Annotated in this window: 15 protein-coding genes; 9 read left to right on the top strand and 6 right to left on the bottom strand. The window is 68.9% G+C overall.

Translation table 11 applies throughout. The annotated features are described in order from the left end of the window. Positions 1 to 45: 45 nt before the first annotated feature. The gene (locus tag QZ647_RS15040) at positions 46 to 765 is read left to right on the top strand and encodes a response regulator transcription factor (protein ID WP_286354484.1); all 720 of its coding nucleotides are present in this window, start codon (positions 46 to 48) and stop codon (positions 763 to 765) included. A gap of 43 nt (positions 766 to 808) precedes the next feature. Here the strand turns inward: QZ647_RS15040 and QZ647_RS15035 are convergent, their stop codons facing one another. Both QZ647_RS15035 and QZ647_RS15030 read right to left on the bottom strand, forming a co-directional pair. Then, on the bottom strand, positions 809 to 1,942 hold the full coding sequence (locus QZ647_RS15035; protein ID WP_291272944.1) for a hypothetical protein: 1,134 nt from the start codon (positions 1,940 to 1,942) through the stop codon (positions 809 to 811). Between the two features lie 61 nt (positions 1,943 to 2,003). Continuing rightward, positions 2,004 to 4,400: a PAS domain S-box protein gene (locus tag QZ647_RS15030; protein WP_291272943.1), complete on the bottom strand. Its 2,397-nt coding sequence runs from the start codon at positions 4,398 to 4,400 to the stop codon at positions 2,004 to 2,006. 340 nt (positions 4,401 to 4,740) lie between these two features. Between QZ647_RS15030 and uppS the strand changes: the two genes are divergently transcribed. Genes uppS through QZ647_RS15010 form a run of 4 tightly spaced genes read left to right on the top strand, consistent with a single transcriptional unit; the run spans position 4,741 to position 8,616 of the window. After that, on the top strand, positions 4,741 to 5,427 hold the full coding sequence (gene uppS / locus QZ647_RS15025; protein ID WP_291272942.1) for a polyprenyl diphosphate synthase: 687 nt from the start codon (positions 4,741 to 4,743) through the stop codon (positions 5,425 to 5,427). After that, positions 5,427 to 6,311 carry a phosphatidate cytidylyltransferase gene (locus QZ647_RS15020; protein ID WP_291272941.1) on the top strand — a complete coding sequence of 295 codons (885 nt, stop codon included), beginning with the start codon at positions 5,427 to 5,429 and terminating at the stop codon, positions 6,309 to 6,311. Before uppS ends, QZ647_RS15020 begins: the two co-directional genes overlap by 1 nt. Next, positions 6,312 to 7,466, top strand: a complete 1,155-nt coding sequence (dxr, locus tag QZ647_RS15015; protein WP_291272940.1) for a 1-deoxy-D-xylulose-5-phosphate reductoisomerase — start codon at positions 6,312 to 6,314, stop codon at positions 7,464 to 7,466. Between the two features lie 13 nt (positions 7,467 to 7,479). After that, the gene (locus tag QZ647_RS15010; RefSeq protein WP_291272939.1) at positions 7,480 to 8,616 is read left to right on the top strand and encodes a M50 family metallopeptidase; all 1,137 of its coding nucleotides are present in this window, start codon (positions 7,480 to 7,482) and stop codon (positions 8,614 to 8,616) included. 44 nt (positions 8,617 to 8,660) lie between these two features. Here QZ647_RS15010 and QZ647_RS15005 read toward each other — a convergent pair whose 3' ends face one another. The 3 genes from QZ647_RS15005 to QZ647_RS14995 all read right to left on the bottom strand — a co-directional run bounded on the left by QZ647_RS15005 (position 8,661) and on the right by QZ647_RS14995 (position 11,926). Continuing rightward, positions 8,661 to 10,019 carry a PAS domain-containing sensor histidine kinase gene (locus tag QZ647_RS15005; protein ID WP_291272938.1) on the bottom strand — a complete coding sequence of 453 codons (1,359 nt, stop codon included), beginning with the start codon at positions 10,017 to 10,019 and terminating at the stop codon, positions 8,661 to 8,663. Between the two features lie 81 nt (positions 10,020 to 10,100). Then, positions 10,101 to 10,838 (bottom strand): LytTR family DNA-binding domain-containing protein, encoded by a 738-nt coding sequence (locus tag QZ647_RS15000; protein ID WP_291272937.1) that lies wholly within the window; start codon positions 10,836 to 10,838, stop codon positions 10,101 to 10,103. Beyond that, entirely contained in the window at positions 10,835 to 11,926 is a 1,092-nt protein-coding gene (locus QZ647_RS14995) for a histidine kinase (RefSeq protein ID WP_291272936.1), read from the bottom strand. Before QZ647_RS14995 ends, QZ647_RS15000 begins: the two co-directional genes overlap by 4 nt. A gap of 203 nt (positions 11,927 to 12,129) precedes the next feature. On the opposite strand from QZ647_RS14995, the gene QZ647_RS14990 reads away from it, so the two are divergent. After that, positions 12,130 to 12,651 carry a glutathione peroxidase gene (locus tag QZ647_RS14990; RefSeq protein ID WP_366526198.1) on the top strand — a complete coding sequence of 174 codons (522 nt, stop codon included), beginning with the start codon at positions 12,130 to 12,132 and terminating at the stop codon, positions 12,649 to 12,651. A 63-nt stretch (positions 12,652 to 12,714) separates the two neighbouring features. Here the strand turns inward: QZ647_RS14990 and QZ647_RS14985 are convergent, their stop codons facing one another. Further along, positions 12,715 to 13,401 (bottom strand): MarC family protein, encoded by a 687-nt coding sequence (locus QZ647_RS14985; RefSeq protein ID WP_291272934.1) that lies wholly within the window; start codon positions 13,399 to 13,401, stop codon positions 12,715 to 12,717. 92 nt (positions 13,402 to 13,493) lie between these two features. Between QZ647_RS14985 and QZ647_RS14980 the strand changes: the two genes are divergently transcribed. The 3 genes from QZ647_RS14980 to QZ647_RS14970 all read left to right on the top strand — a co-directional run bounded on the left by QZ647_RS14980 (position 13,494) and on the right by QZ647_RS14970 (position 14,898). Further along, on the top strand, positions 13,494 to 14,108 hold the full coding sequence (locus QZ647_RS14980) for an acyltransferase (protein WP_291272933.1): 615 nt from the start codon (positions 13,494 to 13,496) through the stop codon (positions 14,106 to 14,108). 166 nt (positions 14,109 to 14,274) lie between these two features. Then, the gene (locus tag QZ647_RS14975; RefSeq protein WP_291272932.1) at positions 14,275 to 14,550 is read left to right on the top strand and encodes a hypothetical protein; all 276 of its coding nucleotides are present in this window, start codon (positions 14,275 to 14,277) and stop codon (positions 14,548 to 14,550) included. Between the two features lie 147 nt (positions 14,551 to 14,697). Further along, the gene (locus QZ647_RS14970; RefSeq protein WP_291272931.1) at positions 14,698 to 14,898 is read left to right on the top strand and encodes a hypothetical protein; all 201 of its coding nucleotides are present in this window, start codon (positions 14,698 to 14,700) and stop codon (positions 14,896 to 14,898) included. Positions 14,899 to 14,938: the final 40 nt, after the last annotated feature.

Below are 14,938 nucleotides of genomic sequence, written 5' to 3'. Positions count from 1 at the left end.
GAGTGCTCCGAGGCCCTATTCTAGGAGCCTGACCTGGAGTTTCCCATGCCCGAGCCCAAGATCCTGCTGGTGGAAGACGAGCTCAGTCTCGCCGAGGGCATCAAGCTCAACCTGGAACTGGAGGGCCTGGCCTGCACCTGGATCCCCCGGGGCGATCAGGCCCTGAAGCAGATCCTCGCCGAGACCTTCGATCTGGTGATCCTCGATGTGATGCTGCCGGGCATGGACGGCTTCACCATCTGCGAGAAGGTGCGCGAGGCCAAGAACTTCACGCCCATCCTCTTCCTCACCGCCAAGAACACGGACGACGACCGCGTCCACGGCTTCGAGACCGGGGCCGACGACTACCTGGGCAAGCCCTTCCAGGTGCGCGAGCTGCTGCTGCGCGTGCGGGCCATCCTGCGCCGCGAGTCCTGGTACAAGAGCCGGGAGATCAGCAGCCGCCAGGTCTTCGGAAGCCACTGGGTGGACTTCGACAACTTCTGCGGCGAAGGGCCCCAGGGCCCCTTCCAGCTGGGCGTGAAGGAAAGCATGATCCTCAAGCTGCTCATGGAGCGGCCGGGCCAGGTGGTGAGCCGCACGGACATCCTGGACAAAGTGTGGGGCGAGGACGCCTATCCCACCAGCCGCACCGTGGACAACTTCATCGTCCGCATCCGCCGGGTCATGGAGCAGGATCCCCACCACCCCCGCTGGGTCCACACCATCCGCAGCGTGGGCTACCAGTTCGATCCCGAAGGGAAGCAGCGCAAGGGCGAGGAATGAAAAACGGGGCGCAATCGCGCCCCGTTTTTCCAGGCGGGAAACCCTATTTGACTTCGAGCTCCCGGCTCCGGCCCTGCTTCTCGAACGCGGCCATCTGAACGGCGAGGCTCGCGGCGGGGGCACCCTGCTTCACCTCGGTGAGCACGGTCCGCTTCTCCTCGCCCTTGGCGAACTTGCTCTCGCCGACCACGGGTTCCAGCGTGGGCAGCAGGGTCAGTTCCCCAGCGGGGCCCTCGGGAGCCTTGCCCGTGGCCATGTCGCCGGCATGGGCCAGCAGGCCCATGCCGGGCTCGGCGCCGAGGCGGCGCAGGTCCATCCAGCCGAAACCAGGATCCCTCAGCAGGTCCAGGTCCTCGTTTTCCAACCAGATGAGCAGGCCATTCAGGGCCTTGGTCTGGGCAGGGTCGGGCAGGCGGCGCATCTTCTTCTCGCCCTTGACCTCGACTTCCTGGGGTGTGTTCTCGATCCAGGCCTGGGCCCGCTTCACCCACAGGGCCGTCACGGCCTTCTGGGCTGCGAAGCCCTCGGGAGCCTTGGGGCCCTTCGGAGCCTTCTTGCCCTTCTTCCCGGGGGCGGCCGCTTCAGGTTCCGCCCAGACGGGCGCGGCGGCATCGACCTTGGGATCCAAGAGCAGGCCCTTCACCTTGAGGAGACGGGCTTCCAGGCCCGGGGCGCCGAGCTTGGCCGCGGCGCGGGCGGAAGCCTGGAGGTCTTTCCAGGTGCCTTCCAGGAGGACCTTCTTCCCCTCCGCATCGTAGAGGCCATGGTTCGCCCGCAGACGCACCAGGTAGGCCTCCACCCCGGGGATGGCCGCCTGGGCCTTCTCGGGCAGGGTGGCCTTGGTCTGCACCAGGGCTTCAAGAACCTCACGCACCTCCACCGCCTTGGGGTGGCTGCGGTAGTAGCCCAGCTCGTGGGCCGCCAGGGCCGCACGCTGGAGGGTGTAGGCCAGCTTGCGCTGGGTGGGGCGGAGCTGGTCGAAGGGCTTCGCCTCGCCGACCTTCAACACCGGCGCCGCAGGCTTCGGCTCCTCGGGCTTGACCTCCTCGGGCTTGGGCTCGGGGGGCTGGGCGGCCGGCGCCTGAGCCGGTGCGGGAACGGGGGGAGGTTCGGAAGGGGGCGTCTGGGCCAGGAGGCCCGACCCCACGATGACTGCCAAGACCCAACTGCGCTGCATGGGGGACTCCTCGATGAGGGTGCTGTGGAGATCGACCCCCATTATGCCGCAGGGGGGGCCTTCACGCGTCGATCGGAGTCCCTATCAGGCGCTCGAGACTTTGCTTCAGCTGCTTTAGATCGAAAGGTTTACCCAGGTAGGGGAGCTGGTTGCCCTCGAGGAAGCCGCGGGTCTTGGCGTCGAAGGAATCCCCCGTGGTGTAGAGGATGCGCTTGGTCATGGCGGGCCGCTGGGTTCGCAACCAGTCGAACAACTCGACGCCGGAGAGTCCCGGCATGCGGATGTCGGACACGATCAGGTCGAAGTTCCCCTGCTCCAGCTCCCGGATCGCCTCGTCGCCCCGCGCGCTGGAGGAAACCTCCATGCCCCAGGCGCCGAGGGCATCCACGAGGCACTCCAGCAGGAAGGTTTCGTCGTCCACCACCAGGGCCCGGCGGCCTTCCAACCCCGCGGGGGCGGGGGCGGCCGATGCGACGGGGGCGGCCACCGGTGAAGCCTCCAGGGGAAGCTCCAACAGATAGGCGTTCCCCAGCCCCTCCTGGCTCCGCACCGTGAGGCGCCCCCCGTGCTGACGGGCGATGATGTCCACCACGGGCAGGCTCAGGGCTTCGGGCGTGGCCGCGGCGGCGGGGTCGAACAGCTCGGCCTGGCGCGCCTCCGAAAGAACCGGGCCCGAGTCCTGGACCACCACCTGCAGGTTCCCCCCCGCGGCGCGGGTGGCCACCCGCAGGCGCTTCGCGGGACTCCCGGCCACGGACTGCAGGCCGTTCAGCAGCAGATTGGTGAGGGCCTGGAGAACCAGGGTGGCATCCAGGTTCGTCTCGCGGAGCCCTGGATCCAGGTTCAGCTCCAGGCTGGCGTCCATGCGCTGGGCCTTCGCTTCCACCAGGGCCGCGGCCTCCTGGACCAGGCGGTTGACCGGCACGAGTGTCCGGTTCGGGGCCGGGGGATTCAGCACGGTCTGGAGCGGCTGCAGCAGGCTCTGCACGGACTCCACGGCCTGCACCAGCCGGGTCGCCTGTTCAGCCTGATGGGGCTCCATCGCGGCCTCGGCGATGAGGCGGGATTCCAGGAGCACCGGCGTCAGGCGGTTGGCCACCTCGTGGAAGAGCGAGGGTACCAGGCGCCCCAGGGCCTCGTGCCGCTGGGAATGGACCAGCCGATCCTCCAGGGCCTGGGTCTGGCTGGTGTCGCGCACCATGGCGGAGAAGGCCAGGATCCGGTCATCGGCGCTCCGCACCGGCGCGTAGGTGATGCTGGCGGGGAAGGCCAGCCCCCCCTTGCGCATGCGCGTGGTGGCCGCGTCGTGGATCACCTGGCCCCGGGCCACCTGCAGGACAACCTGCTCCAGCTCGCCCAGCAGGTGGTCGGGCATGAGCTGCGCCATATTGCGGCCCACGATCTCGGGTCGCGCGTAGCCGAAGATCCGCTCGGCGGCCATGTTCCAGGTGAGGATCTTGCCATCCGGCGCGAAGGAGATCACCGCCTCGGCCATGTTCTGCACGAGGCCTTCGAGGTACTTCCGCGTCTTCAGATTGTCCTGGTTCGCGCGGTCGAGCTGGGCGTAGAGCTGGCTCGACTCCTCGTTCTTCTTCTCCAGCGCCTCCTTGGCCTGCTTCAGCTCCGAGTAGAGCCGTGCCGTCTCCATGTTCGACTTGAGGGCATCCTCCAGCAGCTCCTGGGCATCGGCGATCTTCCCGGGCACCAGGTCCGCGACGCTGACATTGCTGTGCCGCAGCACGGTCGCGTCCGGGGCCGGAGCCGGCGCCGGGTCGGTCTCGGAAGGAGGCGGCAGCTCCCGCATGCTCGACCGAACATTGGATTCGATGAGATTCAGCATCTCGTCGAAGTCCTTGATCTTCTTGTCCAGGTGGTACTTCTTGAAGGTGTAGCCCACGGTCTCGCGGGTGATGGACAGGAAGGTATCCAGCACGCCCGTGCCCTGGCTGGCCACGGATTCAAAGTAGGGGACGCTGCGGAAATTCAGGCGCCGGTTCATGACGCCCACGGCCATGGCGTCCGGCAGGTCCCGCTTGTTGTACTGGAGCACGAAGGGGATCTGCTTGATGTTCAGGCGGTTCGCGTTGAGGTTGTGGTACAGGTTCGACAGCGAGTCGACATTGTCCTGCATCTTGGCTTCGCTGGAATCCGCCACGAACACCACGCCGTCGGCCCCGCCCAGCACCACCCGGCGGCTGGCGTCGTACTGCACCTGCCCCGGCACCGTGTAGATCTGCAGGTGGATGGCGTTGCCGTAGATGTAGCCCAGGTTGATGGGCAGCAAGTCGAAGAAGAGGGTGCGGTCCTCCTGGGTGTTCACGGAGAACATCTCGCCCCGCTGCGTGTCGGTGCACATGGCGTGCAACGACTTCAGATTCGTCGTCTTACCCGAAAGACCCGGCCCGTAGTAGACCAGCTTGAGCAGGATCTCGTTGGCTCGGGTGTTGAACTGAACCATGGGGTCGCCAGGAAGATAGATGGGGTCAAGCCTAACACGGGGGTTTGGAAGGCAAGTGGCCTCTTCGGTTCCACTTCAGACCCCGTGATAGCATGACCTTTTTCACCCTTTCGAGGTTTCCGGCGCGATGACCGTCCCGACCCAAGTCGCGATCCCTTTCTCGGCATCCCCTCCCGGGATGCGCGAGGCCGCCCATGAGGAACCGGCCGCTCGGATCGGCATCTAGGCCCACAATGAGCATTCCGACCCATGTGGCGATCATTATCTCGGTATGCCCTGCGGGCCTACACGAGGCCGGCTTGGTGGGCCGCCCTGGCCCCACCCCGGACAGGAGCACGCGATGACCGTGCCGACCCATGTCGCGATCATTATGGATGGCAACGGCCGCTGGGCGGCGCAGCGGGGCTGGCCGCGGATCAAGGGCCACAAGGCCGGGGTGCAGGCGGTGGAGCGCATCCTGGAGGCCGCCTCGGATGCGGGTATCCGGCACCTGAGCCTCTATGCCTTCTCCACCGAGAACTGGAAGCGACCCCCGCAGGAGGTGGGGGCCCTCATGGCCCTCCTCCGCATGTACCTCCGCATGTTCGTCCATCAGCTCACCAAGAAGGGCATCCGCTTCCACCACCTGGGCGCCCTCGAAGGCATGCCTTCGGGCATCCAGGCGGACATGAAGACCCTGGAGGCGGCCACCGCCCAGAACACCGGCATGACCTTCCACCTGGCCGTGAACTACGGGTCCCGGCTGGAGCTGGCCCAGGCGGCCCGGCGCTGCGTCGAGGACGGCCTGCGGCCCGAGCAGGTGGATGAGGCGGCCCTGGGCGCCCGGCTCTGGACGGCCGGTGTGCCCGATGTGGACCTGCTCATCCGCACCAGCGGGGAACACCGCATCTCGAACTTCCTGCTCTGGCAGTCCGCCTACGCTGAACTCCACATGACCGACCTCCTCTGGCCCGACTTCGGTCCCGCGGAACTGCAGCAAGCACTCGACGACTACGCCCAGCGCGAACGACGCTTCGGGGGGATCTGATGGAACGGACCACGCCCAAGGTGGACACGAAGAACATGACCGTGCGCGTGAGCACGGCCCTGGTCTTCGGGGTCTTCTTCTTCAGCCTCCTCTGGCTCGGCGACCGGCCCTGGGCCCCCTGGACCTACCTGGCCCTCATGGCCCTGGCCACCGTCATGGGCGTGCGCGAGCTGACCCTCATGGCCCGGGTGCGGGGCTTCAACCCCTCCCTGGTCACCGGATCCCTGGTGGGCTGCGGCATCCTGGCCCACTTCTTCCTCGCCACGGGCAGCCACGATCCCCTGCCCCTCTGGCTCGTCTTCGCCGCCGGAGCCCTGGTGATCCACTTCGGCGCCCTCTTCTTCGATCCGAAGCTGGAAGAGGCCCTGCCGAGCCAGGCCATCACCTGGCTGGGCGCCCTCTACCTGGGCTTCGGCCTGGGCTTCCAGCAGAAGCTCTTCATGCTGCAGGGCACCCTGCCCAAAACCGGCAGCCGCCTCATCCTGGCCCTCTTCATCATCACCTGGTTCGGCGACACCGCCGCCTACTTCGTGGGCAGCTACTTCGGGCGCCGCAAGCTGGCCCCCAAGGTCAGCCCCAAGAAGAGCTGGGAAGGGGCCTTCGGCAACCTGGGCGGCAACCTCCTGGGCGCCTTCCTCATGCAGGCCACGGTCTGCCCCGAGTGGTCCCTGGTGGATGTGGTGTCGCTGGGCCTGCTGCTGGGCATCGCGGGCCAGCTGGGCGATCTGGTGGAAAGCACCTGGAAGCGCAGCGCCGGCGTGAAGGATTCCTGCGTGGGCGTGAGCATCCCGGGCCACGGCGGCATCCTCGACCGCGTCGACAGCCTGGTCTTCGCGGCGCCGGTGCTCTATGCCTATGTCCACTTCGTGCACGGGTTCAATTAAGTGAGGGCGATCGCCCTCCTCGGCTCCACCGGGAGCATCGGCACCTCCACGCTGGCGGTGGTGCAGGCCCACCCCGAGCGGCTCCGCGTGGTGGCGCTGGCCGCGGGACGGAACCGGGAGCTGCTGAAGGACCAGTGCGAGACCTTCCGACCGCGCTGCGTGTCCGTGGGGTCCAGGGAGGATGCGGACTGGCTGCGGTCCGCCCTTTCCTACCGGCCGGAAGTCCATTGGGGTGACGAGGGCCTCCTGGCCTGCGCCCTCCATGCCGAGGCCGACACGGTGGTGGCGGCCATCGTGGGCAGCGCCGGGCTGGCCAGCACCGAGGCCGCGCTCAGGGCCGGGCGCCGGGTCTGCGTGGCCAACAAGGAGTCCTTGGTGGTGGGCGGCGCCCTCATGCACGAGGCGGCCCTGGCCGGCGGGGGGGAGTTGCTGCCCGTGGACAGCGAGCATGCGGCCCTGCACCAGCTGCTGGACGGGCGCGACCCGGCCTCCATCCGCGAGGTGCGCATCACCGCCAGCGGCGGTCCCTTCCGCGACTGGCCCCTGGCCCGCATCCAGGCCGCCACCATCGAAGAGGCCCTCAACCATCCCACCTGGAAGATGGGACCCAAGATCACCATCGACAGCGCCACCCTCATGAACAAGGGTCTGGAGGTCATCGAGGCCTCCGTCCTGTTCGGCCTCCGGGCGGACCAGGTGGCCGTCACCGTGCATCCCCAGAGCCAAGTGCATGCGATGGTCGGCTTCCACGACGGCAGCTACCAGCTGCAGGTCTGCGCCAACGACATGAAGCTGCCCATCCAGTACTGCCTGCTCTACCCGGACAAGCAGCCGGGCCCCGTGGCGCCCTACCCCTGGGAGGAGGCCCGCGCCTGGACCTTCGAGGCCCCGGATCTGGATCGCTTCCCCTGCCTGGGGCTGGCCTTCGAGGCCCTGCGGGAGGGCGGCACCGCCCCGGCCCTCCTGAATGCCGCCAACGAGGTGGCCGTGGCCGCTTTCCTCCAAGGGCGCCTCGGATTCTGGGACATCCAGGCCTGCAACCGGGACACCTTGTCCCGGCTCCCCGCAGAACCCCTGGGGTCGCTCCCCCAAGTGCTGGATGCAGACCAGGCCGCGAGGCGTCATGCTGAAGGATGGGTCCGAGCCCGGACCTGATCTTCGGGTGTCCATGAACCGTCTTCGCCTCTCTCTGTCGTCTGTCTTCGCCCTCGCCGCCGTGTCCGTCCTCGCCTTCAAGCTGCCCGGCGTCGGCTTCTGGGGCCCCATCCTGATGCTGGGCGGCCTGATCTTCCTCCACGAGGGAGGGCATTTCCTGGCGGCCAAGAGCATGGGCATGCCCGTGGAGGTCTTCTCCCTGGGCTTCGGCACCCGCCTCTTCGGCTTCAAGTGGCGCGAGACGGATGTGCGCCTCTCCCTCCTGCCCCTGGGCGGCTATGTGAAGCTGGCGGGCTTCAATCCCGAGGAACCCGGCGCCGAGGATCCCTACGGCTTCCTGCAGCAGCCCTTCCGCAAGCGCATGCTCTTCTACAGCGGCGGCATTCTGGCGAACCTGGCCACCACGCTGGTGCTCTTCACCGCCGTGGGCATCCACCAGGCGCGCGTCACCAAGGTGCTGGAAACCTGGACCGTGGTCGAGGTGGTCCCCGGCAGCGCGGCCGAGCAGGGCGGCCTCAAGGCCGGCGACGAGCTCCGCGGCATCGGGGATCTGAGCTTCCCGGGCACGGAGTGGGAGACCGCCGTGGCCTACATCCAGGCGCACGCGGATCAGCCCGTCCCCTTCCGCCTCACCCGCGAGGGCAAGCCCCTGGACCTCCCCCTCACGCCCCGCGCCGAGGGCGGCAAGGGCCGCCTGGGCTTCATGCCCCTGCCCGTGCCCACGCCCCTGGAGTTCCGCCCCTTCCGGCCCGGCGACCTGCTGGAAGGTGGCCGTTACGCCGTGGGCACCTCCTGGCGCCTCACGGGCCAGGTCTTCGGCTTCCTCAAGCGGCTCGTCAGCTTCCAGGCCAAGAGTGCCGAAGTGGCCGGGCCCATCGGCATCATCCGCCAGGGCAGCCGCGCCGCCCAGCACGGCTGGGAGACCTTCCTCTTCATGTGCGGCGCCATCAGCCTGCAGCTGGCCATCCTCAACGCCCTGCCCATTCCGGCCCTGGATGGCGGCCACATGGCCCTGCTGGCCTACGAAAAGCTCCGCCGCAAAGACCTGACCATCGAGCTGAAGGAGAAGATCCTCACGGGAGGCTTCCTCCTGCTGGCCTCCCTCATGGCCCTGGTGATCTTCCTCGACCTCCTGAAGCTGAGGAAGTAGGCCCAGCCCCTAGCCAGCCCCTGGCCGACCCGCATATACCCGCGTCAAACCCGCGGCAGCAGGATCCGGAAGGTGCTGCCCTGGTCGGGTGTGCTCTCCACCTGCAGGGCCCCCCGGTGCTGCTTCACGATGCCGTGGACCAGGGCGAGGCCGAGGCCCGTGCCCTTGCCCTTCCCCTTGGTGGTGAAGAAGGGCTCGAAGATGTGATCCACCAGCTCCGGGGCCATGCCGCAGCCCGTGTCGCGCACCTGGATCGCCACATACTCGCCCGGTTCGGCCCCATCCCAGGCCGCGCCATCCCCCGCCGCCAGGACCGCGTTCCGGGTTTCCAGCTCGATGCGGCCCTGCTCCCGGATCGCGTCCCGGGCATTGATGACCAGGTTCGTCACCACCTGCCGGAGCTGGGTGGGATCCACCTTCGCGGGCCAGAGCTCCGGCCCCGGCCTCCAGTCGAGCTTGATGCGGTCCCCCACCAACCCTCCCAGCACGCCAAGCATGGAGGCCACGGTCTCGTTCAGATCCACGGCCTCGGGGTGGACGGGTTGGCGCCGGGCGAAGGCCAGCATCTGCTCGGTCAGCTCGGCCGAGTGGCGGGCGGCCTTGACGATGTCCGCCAGGTACTTCCGCTCGGGCCGGTCCTCGGCCATCTGGTAGAGGGCCAGGTCTGCGTTGGCGAGGATGACGCTGAGCATGTTGTTGTAGTCGTGCGCCACGCCCCCCGCGAAGCGGCCCATGGTCTCCATCTTCTGGGCCTGGTGGAGCTGGGCCTCGAGCCGCGCCCGCTCCCGGCTGTGGCTGTCCTGGGCGGTGATGTCCCGGCCGATGCCGAGCACCCCCACCATGGCCCCGCTGGCATCGCGCATGGGGGTCTTGAGCGTCTCCAGGAGCACCCGTTCCCCGGTATCGGCCAGGGTCACCCACTCCTCGTTCACGCGCGGAGCGCCGGCTTCCATGGCCTCCCGGTCCTTCTGGCGGAAGAAGTCCGCCAGGTCCTTGGCGACGAAGTCGTAATCGGTCTTCCCCAGGATGGCCGCCTCCTTCGCCCCGAAGAACCGCTCGAAGGCGTGGTTGCAGGCGAGGTAGACGCCCTCAGGGTTCTTCAGCCAGACCAGGTCCGGGATGGCGTGGACCAGGGTGTCCAGCTGCGCCTCGCGGGTGGCGAGGCCCGCCACCAGGCGCTTCACCATGACGAACAGCATGGCGGCGGTCACGCCCACGAAGAGCCAGCCCTTGAGGATGCTCAGGCGCGTCATCCAGGCCACGCTGGGCGCCACCACCTCCACGAGGCGGTCGGAGAGCAGGATCCACAGCCCCGAGATCACCGCGTACCAGCCGGCGATCCTGGCGGCACCGGCCGTGGCGGCCACCGGCGTCGGCGGGCGGATCGAGGGGGACTCGGGCATGGGGGTCGTCCAGCTGCCAAGAGGCTAGCGCACTCCGGCGGTCCGCGGCGCGACGCAGGTCACAGTCCCATCACAGCCCCATCACAACCCCAGGCGCTCCTTCAGCCTCGGGGTCACGCTGCGGCTCACCTCGAGGTCCAGGCCCTCGCCCACGCGCACCGCGGCGCGGCCACCCTCCAGCGGCCGGAGGCCCAGCACCGCCTCCGGCCGCAGGAGCAGATGCCGCTGGATGCGCACAAGCTCCACACCCGGAAAGGCCGCCTCGACCTCCGCCAGGGTGGTCCAGGCGGTCCGATGGCGCTGCGGGGTGCCCTGGGCCGGTGCCCAGGCCCAGACGACCTCCTCCTCCACCTCGAAGTGGGTGGTGCGCCGGAGGTCGAGGAACACATGGCCCTCCCCGGCCTTCACGGGGAAGCGGAGGGAGGGCGCCGGGGGAGCCTCGGCGCGCCGGGGGGCGCCCTCCCGCAGGCGCGCCAGCGTCCGGGCCAGGCGGTCGGCGGAGATGGGCTTCAGGAGGTAGTCCGCAGCCGCCGCCTCGAAGGCCCGCACCGCATGTTCCGAGTGGGCGGTGACGAACACCACGGGCGGACCCTGGCGGCCGTCCGCCAGCTCGGCGGCCACCTCCAGCCCCGTGGCCCCCGGCATCTGAATGTCCAGGAACAACGCGTCCACATCCTTGGGCTCCCGCAGCCAGGCCAACACCGCGGCACCATCCGCCAACTCCGCCTTCACCTCGCAGCCGGCCTCCCGCAGCAGCCGCGCCAGCCGGGTCCGCGCCAGGGGTTCGTCGTCGGCCAGGGCCACACGCAGGGGTTTCATCGGCGCACCTCCAGATGCGGCAGGTCCACGGTGGCCACGGTGCGGTCGCCTTCGGAGCGCAGGTGGAGGGTCGCCGCCGGACCGTAGGCCAGCCGCAGCCGGGCTTCCAGGTTGCGCAGGCCCACCCCCGTGCCGGGCACCAGGCCCAGGCCGCGGCCCGAGTTCTCCACCCGCAGGCGGAGGCCGGCCCCTTCACGGTGGAGGGAGATCACCAGCTCTCCGCCCTCCGGGTGGGGCGCGATGCCGTGCTTCAGGGCGTTTTCCACCAGGGGCTGCAGCAGGAAGGGCGGCGCGGGCACCGCGTCGCAGGCCGGATCCCAGTCCCAGCGGACCCGCAGGCGGGCGCCAAGCCGAAGCCCCTCCACCGCCAGGAAGCGCTGCACCAGGCTGCGCTCCTCACCCAGGGGTGCCGTGGCCCGGTCCCCATGGCGGAGGAGGGCCCGGTACAGCTCGGACAGATCCAGAATGGCCTGCTCGGCCGCCAGGGGATCCTGCCGCACCAGCTCCGCAAGCCCGTTCAGGGAGTTGAACAGGACATGGGGGCTCAGCTGGCCCCGCAGCAGCACCCATTGGGCCTCGTCCAGCTTCGCCGCCATGGCCGCCTTTTCCTCGCCCGTGATCACCGAGAACGAGATGATGCCCCCGATGATGGTCATCATGGGCGCCCCCACGAAGAGGTTGACCATGAGGATCCCCCGGAAGCTGCCCTTGGCCCCCTGCGCCAGCCCCAGGGCCTCGGCCTTCAGGTTGGCGTGGCGCACCATGAACCAGCTGAGGGTGACCAGCACCAGCACCACCAGCGCATTGAAGAGCAGGGCCTGGGCCAGCCCGCGCCCGAGGGGCGCCCGGGAGCGGTCATCCCCGGTCCAGCGCCAGGGCAGGGGGCTGAGGAAGCCATAGGAGAACGACACCAGGAAGGGCATCAGCAGCGCGTTGGCCACGGCCCCCGGGTGCTTGAGCTGGACCGAGGCCGGCACCAGCACGAACTGGAAGGCTGTGAACAGCAGGGCGAAGGCCAGCACCACGGCCCAGGGCGTCCGCTGGCGCAGACGCTCCCGGAAGTGCTGTTGGAGGGGGCCGAGGCGCATGGTGCAAGCATGCCCGAGGCCCGGTCTTCTTCGTAGGCCCCGAGTGGGCGCTTCCGGCGGGCGGGTCCCGGGGGCCGCCGGGGGGCCCGGAGCCTCCGCCCAGCCGGGCCCGGAACGGAACGCCCCCGGCCGGCACCCAATCAGCACTGCCAATCCCACCCGGAGCCCCCATGCGCCGTCTGTTCATACCCGCCATCCCCGCCATGCTCGCCCTCGCCACAGGCCTGTCCCTGTCCGCCGCCGAAAGGAAGGTGCCCATGTCCCTGCACGAACTCACCCTCAACACCCTGGAAGGCAAGCCCCAGTCCCTCGCCGCCTACAAGGGCAAGGTGGTGCTGGCCGTGAATGTGGCCAGTGAGTGCGGCTACACGCCCCAGTACGCGGGACTCCAGAAGCTCTACCGCGAGTACAAGGACCGGGGGCTGGTCGTCCTCGGCTTCCCCTGCAACCAGTTCGGCGGCCAGGAGCCCGGCACCGCCACCCAGATCGAGGCGTTCTGCCAGAAGAACTACGGCGTCACCTTCCCCCTCTTCGAGAAGCTCGAGGTGAAAGGCCCCGGCCAGGCCCCCGTGTACCAGTTCCTCACCGCCAAGCACGGTGAACCGGCCTGGAACTTCCACAAGTACCTCGTCGGCAAGGACGGGCAGGTGATCCAGGCCTTCAGCAGCAAGGTGACCCCCGACGGCCCCGAGCTGAAAGCCGCCCTCGAGGCGGCGCTGAAATAGGCTGCTCGCGGAAGGCGCGGAAACCAAAGCACAGGGTTTCCCTTCCGCGTGGTCCCCGACCAGTTACTTGAGGGTCACCACGGCCGCCGGAGGCGCTTCGCGCATCTCGAGGTAGAGCGCCTTCACGCCGTTGATGAGGAACTGCATGGCCACGGCGGCGAGGATCAGGCCCATGAGCTTGTTCACCACCTTGGTGCCGATGGCGCCCAGGCGGGAGAACACCGCCGGGGCCTTGCGCAGGAAGAGATAGACGATCCAGGTGTTCAGCAGGATGGCCACGAGCACCACGCCGTACTCCAGCCAGGTCACGCCCGCGATCATGCCCATCACCGTGGACAGGGTGCCGGGCCCCGCCACCAGTGGAATGCCGAAGGGGATGATGGCGAAGTCCTCGGGCAGCTTGCGGCTGGCCTCGGCCTTCTCATCTTCGGTGCTGCGCTCGCGGGGGTCCTCGCCGTAGAGCATGGAGATGGCCCGGTAGAGCACCAGCACGCCGCCCACGAAGCGCATGGCCAGGGCCGTGAAGCCGAAGATGCTGAAGATGAACTGCCCCACCAGCGCGAAGGCCAGCATGGCCGCCCCCGCCGTGAGGGCGGCCTTCTTGGCGCTGCGGCGCAGGGCCGGACTTTCCATGCCCGTGGTGGCGCTGGCGAAGATGGCCGCCGCGCTGATGGGGTTGAGCACCGAGAACAGCGAAGTCGCCACGCCGAGGGCGAAGGACCAGGTGGGCAGGGGGCCGAGGTGGGGCATGGGGCCATGGTAGCGGGAGGAGAAGCTGAAAACGGAAGACTGGAGTCAGGACTCCGGACTTCAGACCTCGGTCCCCCCGCTACCATGGCCCCATGCGTGACCTCGAGGCCCTCCGGGACCAGCACAAGCGCCGCCTGGCCTGGATGCCCTGGCTCTACTTCGCTTTGAAACCCCGCCACCGGGCCTGGGCTGAGGCTTGGCAGGGCGAAGTGCAAGCTCAGTTGCTGGCCCAGGAGACCGTTCAGCTCGGCCAGGGCTGCTTCATCGCGCCGGACGCCGCCATCTTCGGCGAACCCGGCCGGGCCGTGGTGATCGGCGACCGCTGCGCCATCGCCGCCCAGGCCTTCCTCCACGGGCCCATCACCCTGGGCGACGATGTCAGCGTGAACGCGGCGGCCCGGCTCGATGGCGGGCGCAAGGGCATCGCCATCGGCGACGGCACCCGCATCGCCAGCGGCGCGGCGATCTACGCCTTCGACCACGGCCTGAAGCCGGACCGCGACATCAAGGACCAGCCCGTGCGCTCGCGGGGCATCCGCATCGGCCGCGATGTGTGGATCGGCGCCAATGCCGGCATCACAGACGGCGTCACCCTGGGCGACCACGCCGTGGTGGCCATGGGCGCCGTGGTGACGAAGGATGTGCCCGAGTGGGCCATCGTGGCCGGCGTTCCCGCGACAGTGGTGGGGGACCGCCGCACCCGCTGACGCGTCGCCCTTTGCCACACCAGGACCGCCCCGTGTTGCACGACGCGCGGCACCGCTCCCTGTGGAAATCGCCAAAGAGCTGCCATCAAACGCCTTTTCGGCTTGGCACGGGTTGTGACCTTCCCAAGTGCGGGGCGGATGCCGCCCCACCCCCGAAGGAGGTCCCATGCGACGCCTGGTCCTGCTTGCCCTCGTGACCCTCGCGGCCTTCCCCCTGTCCGCCCACGGCCCCTGGCGCGGCCCCCGCCGCGTGGTGGTGGTCGAGGACTCCTGCCGTCCCTACCGGAGCTGGGAGGGGAGCCGGCGCTGGGACGATGACCGCTGGGAACACCGCGGCCGCTACCGCCACGACGACTGCGACGAAGGTCGCGTGATCTTCCGGCCCCTGCCTCGACCGCTGGCGCCGCCCTTCCAGGGGCGCGTGGAGCTCTGGATCCGATGATTCCGGCCATTTGACAGCCTTTGTCCAACCACCCTCCCGACACTGGGAGGGTGGTGCGAGGCTCCCCATTCAGATTTTTTTCGATCCCGGCCTTGACGAAGACGAAAAAAAGACGAATACTGGGTGAACGGGACAAACGGAGCCCCCATGCGGACCCCCTTTCGCAGTTTCGGCTACAAGTTCAGCGGCTACTTCATGGAGTACGGCCCCATCGAGGCCGACAGCCTGGATGCGGCCAAGGCCCAGATCCGGCGCCGCCTCGGCGTGAGCCGCCTCCCCCTGGGCTTCCAGATCTGGGATCTGACGGAGCGCCCCCTCACCCGCTGGCGGGTGGACGCCGCCAGCTGATCTCCGGCGTCCCGTGGCGCCAGGTTCTTTGGCCCTTTTG

This window comes from Geothrix sp., assembly GCF_020622065.1.
Lineage (GTDB): Bacteria > Acidobacteriota > Holophagae > Holophagales > Holophagaceae > Geothrix.
The sequence above is the reverse complement of the archived record's forward strand: the minus strand, read 5'-3'. Positions and strand labels throughout refer to the sequence as shown.

Bases quoted from the DNA above. Each gene is read 5' to 3' on its own strand.
- QZ647_RS14995 (WP_291272936.1), bottom strand. From the start codon at position 11,926: ATGCGCCTCGGCCCCCTCCAACAGCACTTCCGGGAGCGTCTGCGCCAG.
- uppS (WP_291272942.1), top strand. From the start codon at position 4,741: ATGACCGTGCCGACCCATGTCGCGATCATTATGGATGGCAACGGCCGC.
- QZ647_RS15020 (WP_291272941.1), top strand. From the start codon at position 5,427: ATGGAACGGACCACGCCCAAGGTGGACACGAAGAACATGACCGTGCGC.
- QZ647_RS14990 (WP_366526198.1), top strand. From the start codon at position 12,130: ATGCTCGCCCTCGCCACAGGCCTGTCCCTGTCCGCCGCCGAAAGGAAG.
- QZ647_RS14970 (WP_291272931.1), top strand. From the start codon at position 14,698: ATGCGGACCCCCTTTCGCAGTTTCGGCTACAAGTTCAGCGGCTACTTC.
- QZ647_RS15000 (WP_291272937.1), bottom strand. From the start codon at position 10,838: ATGAAACCCCTGCGTGTGGCCCTGGCCGACGACGAACCCCTGGCGCGG.
- QZ647_RS15030 (WP_291272943.1), bottom strand. From the start codon at position 4,400: ATGGTTCAGTTCAACACCCGAGCCAACGAGATCCTGCTCAAGCTGGTC.
- QZ647_RS15040 (WP_286354484.1), top strand. From the start codon at position 46: ATGCCCGAGCCCAAGATCCTGCTGGTGGAAGACGAGCTCAGTCTCGCC.
- QZ647_RS15010 (WP_291272939.1), top strand. From the start codon at position 7,480: ATGAACCGTCTTCGCCTCTCTCTGTCGTCTGTCTTCGCCCTCGCCGCC.
- QZ647_RS14980 (WP_291272933.1), top strand. From the start codon at position 13,494: ATGCGTGACCTCGAGGCCCTCCGGGACCAGCACAAGCGCCGCCTGGCC.
- QZ647_RS14975 (WP_291272932.1), top strand. From the start codon at position 14,275: ATGCGACGCCTGGTCCTGCTTGCCCTCGTGACCCTCGCGGCCTTCCCC.
- QZ647_RS14985 (WP_291272934.1), bottom strand. From the start codon at position 13,401: ATGCCCCACCTCGGCCCCCTGCCCACCTGGTCCTTCGCCCTCGGCGTG.
- QZ647_RS15035 (WP_291272944.1), bottom strand. From the start codon at position 1,942: ATGCAGCGCAGTTGGGTCTTGGCAGTCATCGTGGGGTCGGGCCTCCTG.
- QZ647_RS15005 (WP_291272938.1), bottom strand. From the start codon at position 10,019: ATGCCCGAGTCCCCCTCGATCCGCCCGCCGACGCCGGTGGCCGCCACG.